This window comes from Methylocapsa palsarum (assembly GCF_900114285.1).
In the GTDB taxonomy this organism is placed as follows: Bacteria; Pseudomonadota; Alphaproteobacteria; order Rhizobiales; family Beijerinckiaceae; genus Methylocapsa; species Methylocapsa palsarum.
The window spans coordinates 16,140-29,276 of record NZ_FOSN01000016.1 but is presented as its reverse complement, the minus strand read 5'-3'; the positions used below and the strand labels follow the sequence as shown (position 1 = coordinate 29,276).

6 protein-coding genes are annotated in these 13,137 nt (G+C 65.2%); 4 read left to right on the top strand and 2 right to left on the bottom strand.

The features are described from left to right. Positions 1 to 186: 186 nt before the first annotated feature. Positions 187 to 3,084 (top strand): DUF2235 domain-containing protein, encoded by a 2,898-nt coding sequence (locus tag BM177_RS15385; protein WP_091685279.1) that lies wholly within the window; start codon positions 187 to 189, stop codon positions 3,082 to 3,084. A 48-nt stretch (positions 3,085 to 3,132) separates the two neighbouring features. Here BM177_RS15385 and BM177_RS15380 read toward each other — a convergent pair whose 3' ends face one another. After that, positions 3,133 to 4,248 carry an FUSC family protein gene (locus BM177_RS15380; protein WP_091685276.1) on the bottom strand — a complete coding sequence of 372 codons (1,116 nt, stop codon included), beginning with the start codon at positions 4,246 to 4,248 and terminating at the stop codon, positions 3,133 to 3,135. Between the two features lie 479 nt (positions 4,249 to 4,727). Between BM177_RS15380 and BM177_RS15375 the strand changes: the two genes are divergently transcribed. Then, positions 4,728 to 5,312 (top strand): invasion associated locus B family protein, encoded by a 585-nt coding sequence (locus tag BM177_RS15375; protein ID WP_091685274.1) that lies wholly within the window; start codon positions 4,728 to 4,730, stop codon positions 5,310 to 5,312. Here the strand turns inward: BM177_RS15375 and BM177_RS20130 are convergent. Beyond that, positions 5,293 to 5,457 carry a hypothetical protein gene (locus BM177_RS20130; RefSeq protein ID WP_175492640.1) on the bottom strand — a complete coding sequence of 55 codons (165 nt, stop codon included), beginning with the start codon at positions 5,455 to 5,457 and terminating at the stop codon, positions 5,293 to 5,295. The genes BM177_RS15375 and BM177_RS20130 overlap by 20 nt on opposite strands. Between BM177_RS20130 and BM177_RS20950 the strand changes: the two genes are divergently transcribed. Then, positions 5,456 to 6,493 carry a hypothetical protein gene (locus BM177_RS20950; RefSeq protein ID WP_175492639.1) on the top strand — a complete coding sequence of 346 codons (1,038 nt, stop codon included), beginning with the start codon at positions 5,456 to 5,458 and terminating at the stop codon, positions 6,491 to 6,493. The two genes, BM177_RS20130 and BM177_RS20950, sit on opposite strands and share 2 nt — an antisense overlap. Further along, positions 6,486 to 13,028 carry a hypothetical protein gene (locus BM177_RS20945; RefSeq protein WP_139223660.1) on the top strand — a complete coding sequence of 2,181 codons (6,543 nt, stop codon included), beginning with the start codon at positions 6,486 to 6,488 and terminating at the stop codon, positions 13,026 to 13,028. The genes BM177_RS20950 and BM177_RS20945 overlap by 8 nt, the downstream gene beginning before the upstream one ends. Positions 13,029 to 13,137: the final 109 nt, after the last annotated feature.

The following is a 13,137-nucleotide window of genomic DNA, read 5'->3' as shown; positions in this document are numbered from 1 at the left end:
GTGAGATGATTTAAAATCATTCTCTGAAACTATTGCTGCGCTTCCCGCCAACGACAAAACGCGCGGTTTGCGACGCCCGGCCCGGACGAATCCCGTCCCCGGCTCTTGGCATTCCGTCACTTGTGTAGTTTGATAGTGAAGTGATCAAAAAGATCACGCCGCGTCTCGATCCGGGGGGAAGTCGAAATGGCGAACGCAGAGCAATTGCAAGATAATTCTGGCCTTGCCTCCAAGGACAAGGCGAACCCGCCCGCAGGGCGCAATCTTGTGGTTTTGTCCGACGGAACCGGAAACAGCGCGGCCTCGGCGTCCAAGACGAATGTCTGGCGTCTGTATCAGGCGCTGGACATGACCGATGGAGCCCAGATCGCCGCATTCAGCGACGGCGTCGGCACATCGAGCATCATGCCGGTGCGCATTCTGGGGCAAGCGCTCGGTTTCGGCGTGCAGCTTCACGTCATCAGGCTCTATAAATTCCTGTGCCGCAATTACGTCAAAGGCGACCAGATATGGGCGTTCGGCTTCAGCCGCGGCGCCTTCACGATCAGGGTTCTCGTCGGCCTTATCGAAATGGAGGGACTGGTCAACTGGGAAACCGAGGCCGACCTCGACCGTAACGCGCTCGCGGCCTACCGCTCCTTTCGCAAGAAAGCTTTCGACTCGTCGCTTCCCTGGGTCAAGCTGCACCGGTACATCCGAGCCCGTTGGACCGACGCCTGGAACGATCTGGCGGGCGGGCAATCGTATGAAAGCGTCACACGCGATATGGAGCACGCGGGAAGGCGGGACATCAACGTTCGTTTCATCGGCGTTTGGGACACGGTCGCGGCCTATGGACTACCGGTACAAGAATTGACCGACGCGTTCGACAAATGGGTCTGGCCGCTAACATTCAAAGACACATCCTTGTGTGAGGGCGTCGAGCACGCCCGTCAGGCTCTCAGTCTCGATGATGACCGCAGAACCTTCTTTCCAATTCCATGGGACGAGTCCGCCGAAAAAGCGTTCTGGGCTAAACAGCATGAACCTGATCCGCCGAAGCTAAGGCCAGACGTTCATCCGGGGCGGCTGAAGCAGGTCTGGTTCGCCGGCGCGCATGCATCCGTCGGCGGCGGTTATCCGGACGACGGCATTTCCTTCGTGGCGCTGAACTGGATGATTGGCGAAGCGCAGGACAAGGGCCTGAAGTTCCAGTCACTAGTCGTCGAGGAATTCAAGGCGCTCGCCAATCCGACGGGCCGAATCTACGATCCGCGCTCCGGTTTCGGCGCGTTATACCGCTATCAGCCGCGCGATGTTCAAGCGCTCTTAAACAAGAACGGAGAAGGAAACAACAATCCGCTTGTCTTTGGAAGCGTCATGACGCGGATCGCTTCTGGAACGGAAGGCTATGCGCCGATCTCCTTGCCGGAGACGATTGATGTTTTACCGCCTCACGGCTCGCCCGTCGCTCTTAGCGTGCCTGCGGTGAACGCCGCTCTGGCGAAGTTCAGACCCTGCTTTAAAACTTGGTCAGAACAAGAACTCGGTGAAAAGCTCGTCCTCGAGAATATGTTAAAGGTCGCGGATGCGGCGAGCAGGCGAAAAGACCGCGCGGAAATTTTCGAGTTGGTCAAGGATACGGTGTGGTGGCGCGAACTCAATTATCTTGTATCGGTTATCTTAGTCTCCATCGCGCTTTTCTTTCCGTTTCTACCCATTCCAGATATTCCAGGCGAGGCGGCGGCGAGAGGTCCTGTGGTCGCCCTTATCGATCTAGCTGCTGGCTTCCTGCCGAGGTTTTTGGACCCCTGGCTCATGGCCGTCCGCGAACATGCGGTTTCGGCCGCGCTCGTCGCGACAGCGCTGTTCCTGAACCTCAGCATCAGCTCGGTCCTGCAATCGCGAATCTGCGATCGCGCTCGGGCCGGCTGGAACATGGGCATCCGGTCGAACTATCTAAGACTCACAGGCCGTCGCGGCGGAGCCATCGGGTTTGCGATGTCCCTCTTCGGGCTCGCAATTGGGGCTTGGTCCACCCATCTTGGTTGGGCGAAGCCGGTTGATTTTAGTGTGATCGCGTTCCTTTTCGCAACGAGCTTCGGCTTTTATGTTTTGTGGCGCACGCTCTGCCGCAAAGCCAAGATAGCTCAACAGAACGAACCGCAGACGCAGGAATCGCGTCCGCCCAAATCCGAAGAGCTGGATCCGAAACATCCGGGCTTTCTGCTTGGAATCGCACGAAAAATGCGGACAAACGGTTGGGCCGCGAGCGCTTACGGAGACGTCGAGAAGAGGCTCATGCCAAGAATTGTTCTCTTTTTGTCGGTTCTTGCAACGCTTTTATTGCTCAATCGCGGCGCCTTCGATCTCGCAAGCTCGGGTGGCCTTTATTGCGGGGGGACTATCAAGGACGGCGGCGAAGAGGATATCGGGCCAAGACCCGTGTTTCGTACGAATGCGATGTGCCAGCCGACCGGAATCCGGCTTGTCAAGGGTGGGGAATATCGCATTAAAATCACAACGGACGAGGGCGTGCGCGGCGCATGGTTCGATAAGGACCGGCGTACGGATGTCGCCGGGTTTGAAGCCGATGATGTCGTCCATGCCGTGGCGACTCCGCTCAAACGATGGTGGGGAGAGAAATGGTTCCAGCCGATCGCCCGCATTGGCGTGGCTGGTAACTACGAACATCCGCTTAAGCCTTCCGCGCCATTACCTGGTTCTTGTCGGCCAGAAAATTCGAAGGATCAGTCATGGCTTGAGGCTTTTGAGACCATTCCTGGTTACATTCGGGGCATTCCAGCCGCGTTGCTACACATCCCGGATCAAGCTGCGGCGGAGTTCAAGGAGGCGCACCTCGCATGCGAGAATGCAATGGGTCATGACGCCAGAAAGACTCTCATTTCCGACATCACGGCAGACGCGACCGGCGAGCTCTTCATTTATGTCAACGACGCCGTGCTGGCGCTGCCCAACAGCATGAACGTGTTCTACATGAACAACAGCGGCGGCGCGACGATCGAAGTGACGCGCATCGAGGCGGACGCGATCATCGCCGCTGAAAAAAAGTGCGGCGCCGCGGAAGGAAGTTGCTCTCGATAAGCGGACGAAAATGATCGCGAGGGCAGCGCGTTCTTTCCGTACGTTTCTTCAATCGTTTGAGCCGTCAGGAGGCTTGGCGAACTCGCCAATGTTGCGTTCGAGATCGCGAAAGTTCTGCTGCAACTGATCGAAGGCGAAACCAAGGGCGAAGAGGCGCTCGAGAGCATCCACGCTGAGTTCCCGGGTCAACCCGTCGCGCCGGATCGCGGCGATTACCGACTCATAGCCTCGTAGGGCGGTCTCGTATGCGCCGGGAGATGGCGGCGTTACACGGTCCCTGACCGCGGCGGCGCTCTGGTTCAGAAATTCCGCTCCTGCGGCGCTTGCCGCTGCAACGGACTCTGCGAGGCGCTTCCGGACGATATCTGGAAGCGGATCGACCGCCGTGCGGCCGATTATAATGAGGTCGTGCCGTAGCCTGAGCAGCGTGCGCAGAAGGGCGCGAAACTCGGGCTCGGCGCTAAAATAGGCGATCCGCTCTCGATTGGCTTCGCTCACAATGGTCTCGAGGCTGGCGAAAGCCCGGCCAATTCCCATTTGAATGCCGGGAATGGCCGCAAGGTCGAGTTCTCCCGCGAAGCCTCGAACAAGCTGCCTCAGCGCAACCGCAAAGTCATCGAGGATGTCGGCGATGCGCTCGATAGCCAATCCATGCGCGCGCGCGGGAAGGATGAACAGGGATACGGCGAGGCCGATCATGCCGCCCAGCGCCACTTCAAAGACCCGGTAGATGGCGGATTCGATCGGACCCGCATGGGTGATCGCCGGCGCAAGCAGCACCATGATAGCGGTGAAGGGCGCGACGGAGAAACTCGAATTGAGCGCGGCGAGAAGGGCGAGCGGCCCAAGCGCGAACGCCAGAACCATAAGAAACGCGACCTCGCTCTGATGCGGAACAAGCGTCGCGATCGCCGCGCTGTAAATGGCGCCGCCGAGCGTGCCGATGAAATAATCAAATGTCGCCTTGAGCGATCGCCCGACGCTCAATTGCGTCACGATGACGGCCGTCAGCACGGTCCAGAGGACCTGCGGCGCATGGAGAAACATCGCGGCCACATAAGTCAGCATAGCTGCGGCCGTGACCCTGACGCACAACCGGAGTTCGACCCGTCGATTGTGTATGAACGCCTTTATTTTCCGCCACAGATTCGTGGGTCGATTCATCAGAGCACCGGCGTTTGATGCAGCGGCCGCTGCGCGAAATTTGTGGCGGAGAGGGAGTTTTCGACAATCGCAGTCTTTTGCAAAGTCTCGTAGTTTTTAGCAAGTATCGCGAAGGCGCCGCTGATAGGCGTTTGACGACGAGACCCGCCGCGGCAGGATTCTGGACGCCAACTCTCAACAGAGACCAGGAGCAGGAAACGCCAAACCGCAGACCAAAGGCTGTCTCGCGCGCCGCCTCGATTTGTTCGCCGCCGCGCCGGAGGAGACCGCGACACGATGCTGCGCCATGGTGACTTTAAGATTCAGCTTTACGTCCGGCGGAACCGGTCGTCGAGATCGTCTCAGAGGGCGAAAGTCATCGTGGCGGAAAAGGCACAGGACCGGACAATAGTAACAATCATCAGACTTCGTCATTGCTCAGAAGGCCCTCTGTTTCATAGCCTTGCGCCATAATCCTCAAACGTCTTTGGATCAGTCGCATGCGAGCAGCTTGGGCCGCCGTCGTCTCTGTCGCCATTTTGTTATGCCTCGCGGCTTCGCCGCTACGAGCCGTCGAATCGTCTAGCGACGCCAAGCAAAAGCCGGCCGAAGCGCCGAAGGCGCCGGCGGGGCCTGACAGCACGACCGAGAACTTCGCCGACTGGTCGCTCGTCTGCGCAGCGCCGACCAGCGCGGCTGACCGCTCATGCGAGGTCAACACCACTCTGACCATCCGCGGCCAGTCGTCGCCCTTCGCCCGCATCGCTTTCGCGCGCCTGGCGAAGGATAAGCCGATGCGCCTCATCGCCCTTGTGCCCGTCAATGTATCGACCGCCCTGGCCGTCAAGATCGCGGCCGATTCCGGCAAGGCGGACATCAGCCTGCCGTTCAAATCCTGCGTGCCCGCGGGCTGTCTCGCCGAGGCGGAGCTGAGCAAGGATCAGTTGCAGGGGTTCCGTGGCCAAGCCAAGGCGGCGGGACAGATGACTTTGGTCGACGCCGCTGGCAAGTCGGCGACGCTGACGATTTCGCTGCGCGGCCTCGACCAGGCTCTCGACGCTTTTTTCAGGCAGCAGGAAAAATAAGTTCGATCCGGGGCATGGTCAGGCCTTGACGCAAGGGGGAAGCGATAATGGTTGAGGGCGGATCGAAAAGGACCTTGGCGGCGGCCAGCGGAGTCTTTCTCGGCATCGGCGGCTTTTGTTCTTTCTCCGTGATCGCGTTGATCATGCAGACGCCGACCGCCTTGGCGCAGGTGATTAACCAGCAGTCGACGGGCGCGTCCGGCGACGGCGGCAACGTTCTCCATCCAACCGGCGGCGGTGGCGGCGACGGCGCCAACGAGACCGCCACGAGGGGCGACCTGACGATCGCGGCTCCTCCGGGGACGCCTGCGGTGACGCTTCTCAGCACCGGCGGTTCGGGCGGTGGCGGCGCCGATGGCGCCTTGTTCTTTTCGCCGGGCGATGGCGGCGCGGGCGGCGGCGGCGGCGGCGGGGCGCTGGGCGGCGGCGTCAACTTCACGGCGACCGGCGCGGTCAGCATTTCCACCAACGGAACCAATGCCTATGGCGTAGTCGCCTCGAGCGTTGGCGGCGGCGGCGGAACTGGCGGGTCGCAATACCTCGGAGGGAACGCCGGCGATGGCGGCGGCGGCGGCGCTGGCCGCGCCGTCAGCGTCACCGCGTCGGGCAGCGGAGCGATCAGCACCATCGGAAGCGGGTCGCATGCTATCCTTGCGGTGAGCAAGGGTGGTTTGGGCGGTACGGGCGGCGACATCGATGTCAGCCTCGGCGGCGGCGGCGGCAGGGGCGGACAGGGCGGCGCGCCGGGCGCTGTCAACGTCAACAATGCTCTCAACCTTGGCACCAGCGGCAGCGGCGCGGCGGGCGTCTGGGCGCAGAGCGTCGGCGGCGGCGGCGGCGGCGGCGGTGCGGCGCTTGCCTGCTTCTTTTGTGATGGCGGCAATGGCGCTGCGGCATCGAGCGGCGGGGCCGTCGTGGTGACCCACTCCGGCGACATTACGACTCAAGGCGGCAGCGCCTTCGGAATTTTCGCCCAGAGTATAGGCGGATTCGCCGGCTCCGGAGGTGGGGCTTTCGGCCTTGGCCTATCGTTTGGCGGCAACAGCTCGAGCGCCGGGGCCGGCGGCGACGTCACGGTTCAGGTCAACGGCGGCTCAATCCAGACCGGCGGCGTCGCCGCCTCCGCCATCTATGCGCAAAGCGTCGGCGGCGGCGGCGGCAGCGGGCGGCGGGATGGGTAACACCGCGGGCAAGGTCGATGTCACCAGCAATGGTTCGATCACAACCGGCTCGGCTGGGGCGCCATCCGACAACGCCATCGGCATCGAGGCGCAGTCGATCGGCGGCGGCGGCGGCAATGGCGGCTTCTCGCTCTCTGTCGCGGCCGCGCTCGATTCTTTCGCCATCGGCATCGGCAAGGCCGGCAGCGGCGGCGAGGGCGGCACCTCTGACACCGTCAACGTCACCAGCAACGGCACGATCGAGACCTTCGGCAAGCTCTCCTACGGCATCCTCGCGCAGTCGATAGGCGGTGGCGGCGGCAATGGCGGCTTCGCCATTTCCGGCGCGTTCTCGGAGAGCGGCTCGGGCATGGGCAACGCCATTGGCGGCGACGGCGGCGGCGGCAACACCGGCGGCGCGGTGACGGTCACGACCAACGCGACCGCCACTTCGACGATTCCGGGAACCGTGATCTCCACCCACGGCCTCGGCGCCGTTGGCATTCTGGCGCAGTCGATCGGCGGCGGCGGCGGCAACGGCGGTTTCGCGATCGACCTCAATGTGTCGATCGAAGGCGGGGCTGGCGACGACGTCTCAAGCGTCCTCGGCGCCACCGGCGCGGTCGCAGGCGGCGGCGGCGACGCCAGCAACGGCCTCATCGTTACGGTTAACAACAATGGCGGCATCGCCACCACCGGCGCCGCCGCGCATGGCGTTCTGGCGCAGTCGATTGGCGGCGGCGGTGGCAATGGCGGCTTCGCCATCGCCGGGTCCTTCTCCAATGACAGTGACGCATCGAGCAATGCGATCGGCGGCAAGGGCGGCGCTGGCGGCGCCGGTGGGCAGGTGATCGTCAACAACAAGGGCGATATCGCCGTCGGCGGCGACGCGGCCAATGCGATCGTCGCGCAGTCGATCGGCGGCGGCGGCGGCGGCGGCGGCTTCTCGATCGGCGCGGCGCTGTCGCTCGGCGGCAAGGCGGCGAGCAACAGCCTCGGCGACGGCGGCCTCAGCAGCGAGGTCGACGTCTTCAACGCCAACAAGATCACCGTCGGCGGCGCGCATGCAGCCGGCATTCTTGCGCAATCGGTCGGCGGCGGCGGCGGCAATGGCGGCTTCACCATCGGCGCCGGCATCTCGGTCAGCGATTCGGACGGCGCCAGCGACACGGTCGGCGGCTCGGGCGGCAAGGGCGGGCAGGGCGGCATAGTCAAGGTGACGACCTCCGCCGGCAGCTCGATCACGACGAGCGGCTTCATGGATTACGGCATCGAGGCGCAATCGATCGGCGGCGGCGGCGGCAATGGCGGCTTCGCCATCTCCGGCACTTTCTCGGATGGCGGCGACGCCAAATCCTCGATCGGCGGCCAAGACAAGAATGCCGATTGCAAGATGACCGCCGGCTGCGGCGGCGGCGCCTCGCTGATGGTGACGGTCGACAATGCCGGCGGCGTCGAGACTCTGGGCGCCAATTCGGTCGGCATTCTCGCGCAGTCAATCGGCGGCGGCGGCGCCGGCGGCTTCGCGGCGTCGGCCAGCCTCAGCCTCAACGGCTCAGTGGCGTCGAACTCGGTCGGCGGCGCCGGCGGCGATGGCGGCGTCGGCGGCGAGGTCGAGGTGACCAATCAGGCCAGCGCGCTCATCCATACCGTAAAGGACAATTCGACCGGCGTCATCGCCCAGTCGATCGGCGGCGGCGGCGGCAATGGCGGCTTCTCGATCGGCGCAGGGTTGTCGCTCGGCGCCGAGGCGGCGGCCAACACCGTCGGCGGCAGCGGCGGCAAGGGCGGCTCCAGCAGCGAGGTCGACGTCACCAACCTTGGCGCGATCTTCGCGGACGGCGCGCACAGCACCGGCATCCTCGCGCAGTCGATCGGCGGCGGCGGCGGCAATGGCGGCTTCACCATCGGCGCGGCCGGATCGACCGGCGGCAATGGCGCGAGCGATTCCGTCGGCGGCAACGGCGGCGTCGTCAAGGTCGTGAACGGCCCCGGCGCGCTCATCGTGACCGGCGGCGCCATGGACTATGGAATTCAGGCGCAGTCGATCGGCGGCGGCGGCGGCAATGGCGGCTTTGTCGTCGCGGGCAGCTTCTCGAGCGGCGGCGACGCTTCCTCGAAGATCGGCGGCGACTGCAACGCAAACTGCACGGCCCACATAACTGGCGGCGGCGGCGGCTTCGCGATGCAGGTGACGGTCGAGAATTCCGGCCTGATCCTCACCGGCGGGGCGAGTTCGATCGGCATTCTGGCGCAGTCGATCGGCGGCGGCGGCGGTAGCGGCGGCTTCTCTGGCGGCCTTGCCTTCAGCGCCAGCGGCGGCGCGACGAGCAATTCGGTCGGCGGCTCCGGCGGCGCGGGCGGCGCGGGCGGCGCGGTGACCGTCATCAACCACGTCGCTGGCGTCATCCATACGGAGCAAGCGAACTCGACCGGCATCATGGCGCAGTCGATTGGCGGCGGCGGCGGCAATGGCGCTTTCTCGTTCTCCGGCGGCGTCGGTGGCGGTGGCTCGGGCGTCTCGCAGAGCGTCGGCGGAACCGGCGGCAAGGGCGGCGCGGGCGCCCTCGTCACCGTTCAAAACGACGGCGCCATTCAGACCGACGCGGCGCTCTCCTATGGCATTTACGCGCAGTCGATCGGCGGCGGCGGCGGCGCCGGCGGCATCAGCGTCTCCGGCGCCTATTCGAGCTCCGGCGGCGCGACCTCGACGGTCGGCGGCCAGGGGGCGGCGGGCGGCGGCGGCGGCGAGGTTAAGGTGACCAACACCGGTTCGATCCTCGTCAAGGGCGCCGGGTCGGTCGGCATTTACGCGCAGTCGGTCGGCGGCGGCGGCGCCGGCGGCGCCGGCGGCAACGTGACGGTGATTAGCACCGGCTCGATCGAAACGCTGAGCGCGGATTCCGTCGCCGTGATCGCGCAGTCGATCGGCGGCGGCGGCGGCAGCGGGGCCTTCGCGATCTCGGCCCAGGACGGCGCGCTCGACGGCTCGACGCTGCAGATCGGCGGCAGCGGCGCCGCCACGCAGGGCGTCAACGGCAACGTCATCGTCGACATCAGTGGCGGAGACATCGTGACCGCGGGCGACCTCTCCTACGGCTTGCTGTCGCAGGCGATTGGCGGCGGCGGCGGCAATGGCGCGCTCTCCGTGCCGGATCCCCTCACCATCGGTATTCTCGGCAGCACCCAAATGGTCGGAGCCAGCGGCTCGATCGTCGGCGACGGCAATCCGCTCGATGCCAAGAACGCCAATTCGATCGGCACCACCGGCGCCGGCGCGCTCGGCTATGTTGGCCAGTCGATCGGCGGCGGCGGCGGCACTTCGGGCGTCACCGGCGACGTGACCTTCACTGCGGCCGGCCCGTTGAAGCTCGTTGTCGGCGGCAGCAGCAGCGGCGGGGGATCGGGCGGGATCGCCAGCGTCACCAATACGGCGGCCCTCATCGTGACCGGCGGGGATCTCGCCGTTCCGGCGAGCGGCGACCCGGCTGCGGCGCTTCTCGCCCAGTCGATCGGCGGCGGCGGCGGCAGCGCTGTCTACGCCCTCGGCGTGGTGCAAGGAATGGCGGGGCCGGTGAGCCTGACGCTCGGTGGTTCCGAAGGCGGCGTCGACAATGGCGGCCTGCTGACGCTTACGACTGGCGGCGATGTGGTGACGCAGGGACGCTTCGCGCCGGGCGTGATCGGTCAGACCATCGGCGGCGGCGGCGGCTTCGGCGCGGTCACGGCCTCGTCCGGCCTCAGCGCGTCGGGCGTTCTGTTCTCGCTCGGCTCGACCGGCGGCTCCGGCGGCTCCGCCGACCCGACCGGCGCATCGACCTGGACCATCGGCGGCGGCAACATCGTCACCTCCGGCCTGTTGTCGGATGCGCTGGTCGCGCAGGCGATCGGCGCCGGCGGCGGCCTCGCCGGTTTCGTCAGCGACGGCGCGCAGAAGCCGCCGCTGGCTGGCGCCATCCTCGGCGCAGGGGGCGCCGCGGTCGGCAATGGCTCGGTCGTCACGCTCATCAATTCCAGTTCGCTGTCAACGACGGGAACCGGCGCGCTTGGCATCATAGCCCAGTCCATCGGCGGCGGCGGCGGCGCCGCGCAGGCCTATGGACTCTCCGGATCAGGCATCATCACCCTCGGCGCGAGCGGCGGCGCGAGCGGCGACGGCAAACTGGTGTCGGTGACGTCCAGCGGCTCGATCCGCACGATTGGGGACGGCGCGCATGGCATTCTGGCGCAGTCAGTCGGCGGCGGCGGTGGCTTCTTCGCGGCATTCGACGGACCGCTGCTGTCGCCCACTGTGCAGGCGGGTGCGGGCGGCGGCGGCGGCGCCGGCGGCGGCGTGACCGTACTGGTGCAGGGAGAGATCAACACGACCGGAGCCGGCGCGCATGGCGTGATAGCGCAGTCCGTCGGCGGCGGCGGCGGCCTCGTCGGCGCGGGTCAGTTCGCGACGACCCTGCCGACGGCCGGCTCCTTTGCCGGCAGCGTTGGCGGGGTCGGAGCGGCCGGCGTCGTCACTGTCGACGCGACGGCGAGCATTTTCGCCATGGGCGCGGATTCGACGGGCATCGTCGCCGCATCGACCGACGCCAGCGGACGTGGGGGGTCCATCAATGTCGGCGTCGCAACCGGCGTCGCCATCGTCGGCGGCCTCGGCGTTGGCGGAACACCCGGTCATGGCGACGAACCCGCCAATGCGGTGCGCTTCATTGGCGGCGCGGCGAACATGTTGAGCAACCACGGCATCCTCACCACAGGATCCGGGATCGATGGCTTCACCGTGACCGGCGGCCTTGGCGACGACGCCATCGACAATTTCGGCCACATGGACGGCTCGATTGATCTGTCCGCTGGCGCCAATGCGCTCCACAACGAGGCGACGACCGACAAATTCATGGCCACCGGCGTGTTCAATTCCGGCGCGGTCGTCTGGCTCGGCGGCGCCAATCTGCTCACCAACGACGGCCTGATGTCGCCCGGCGCCTATCTCAATGTATTGACCACCAATGTGACCGGCAATTTTCTGCAAAGCGCGACCGGCGTCTATGGACTCGATCTCGAACTCAAGAACCAGACCGCGGACCGCATAAATGTTCTTCAGACCGCCGGCGTCGGCGGCAAGGCGACTGTCGGCGGAAGGGTCAATATCAACATCCTCAATCCCGGCCTCGCGCTGCCTGGCGGCCATGTCGTCACCATCGTCCATGCAGAAGGCGGCGAGACCCATCCGGGGCTTGGCCTCACCTATGTGCCGTCGGCGGTCGCGAACTACGGCCTCTCTTTCACGCCGACCGACATCAACCTCGACTACGCGATCGACTTTTCGCCGTCTGGCCTTACCGTCAATGAGCACGCGGTCGGCTACGCCATCAATAACATCCAGGTGGCGCGCATCTCGCCGGCCTTCACGCCGATCGCCTCGGCGCTGTTTTATCAGCCGACCGTCGCCGCGCTCGGCGCGGTCTATGATTCCATTTCGGGCGAGGGCGTCTCGGGCTTTGAACAGACGGCGTTCGGCTCCAATGATCTGTTTTTGACCTCGGTCGGGCTACAGACTGATTTCTGGCTTTCCGACCGTACGGCCGACGCCAGCGGGAAGACCGTCTGCGAACATACGGTGCTCACTGGTTCGGCGCTGCACGTCGCTCCCAACGGCGGCGTAGCGCCGCCGCCTTGCGAGCGGAGCTGGCGCGCCTGGTTCGCCGGCTATGGCGGCAATTCGCGCGTCGCCGGCGAATATCCGCTCGGCTCGGCCAAACTGAAGGATAATAACTCGGGCGTCTCGGCCGGCCTCGACTACCAGCTGACCCAGGACGTGCTTCTCGGCGTCGCTGGCGGCGCGGGTTCGTCCGGCTTCAACGTCTCCGCGCGGGAGACCAGCGGTTCGCTTCAGACCGGTCATGTCGCGCTCTATGGCGCGGGCCGCGCCGGCGCCTTCTACGCGACCGGCGTCGTCGCTTATGACTTTTCCAATGTGCACGAGAATCGCTTCGCGGCGATCCCCGGCTCCAATCAACCGATCGTGCCGACGCCCAGCTTCGCCGAGCATCTGGCCGGCGATTTTGGCGCTGATTCGGTCAGCGGGCGGCTTGAGGCTGGCTGGCGCAGCGCCTATGCAGGCGTGAACATCACCCCGTTCGGCGCATTCCAGTTCTCCAGCCTCAACATGCATGGCTTCTCGGAGACGGCCGACCGCGGCCCGAGCGTGATCGGACTCACTTTCTCCGACCGTTCGGTCGCCTCACTGCCGAGCTTCCTCGGCGTAAAACTGGAGAGCGGCGGCTTTGTCTTGCCCGGCGACTCCCTGCTTTCGGCCTCGCTGCGGGTGTCGTGGATGCATGAATTCTCCGTCTGGCGTCCGGTGACGGCGTCTTTCCTCGCCGCGCCAGGCTTTGATTTCACTGTCTATGGCGCTAAGGCGCCGCGCGACTCGGCCCGGGTCAACGCCGGCTTCAAGCTCGACCTCACTCCCAACATGGCGCTGTTCGGCAATTTCCTCGGAGACTTCTCGGGCAAGGGCCAAGCGCTTGCAGGATCGGGCGGCGTCAGGATCGCATGGTAAAGCCCTCGAACGATTCGCGAGCATCCGGGCAGTCACGCTGGCCGAATTTCAATTGAAGGCGACACTCGCCAACACTTCTGAATTCGTGATCGTGGCGCAGTCGATCATC

Bases quoted from the DNA above. Each gene is read 5' to 3' on its own strand.
- BM177_RS15385 (WP_091685279.1), top strand. From the start codon at position 187: ATGGCGAACGCAGAGCAATTGCAAGATAATTCTGGCCTTGCCTCCAAG.
- BM177_RS15380 (WP_091685276.1), bottom strand. From the start codon at position 4,248: ATGAATCGACCCACGAATCTGTGGCGGAAAATAAAGGCGTTCATACAC.
- BM177_RS15375 (WP_091685274.1), top strand. From the start codon at position 4,728: ATGCGAGCAGCTTGGGCCGCCGTCGTCTCTGTCGCCATTTTGTTATGC.
- BM177_RS20950 (WP_175492639.1), top strand. From the start codon at position 5,456: ATGCAGACGCCGACCGCCTTGGCGCAGGTGATTAACCAGCAGTCGACG.
- BM177_RS20130 (WP_175492640.1), bottom strand. From the start codon at position 5,457: ATGATCAACGCGATCACGGAGAAAGAACAAAAGCCGCCGATGCCGAGA.
- BM177_RS20945 (WP_139223660.1), top strand. From the start codon at position 6,486: ATGGGTAACACCGCGGGCAAGGTCGATGTCACCAGCAATGGTTCGATC.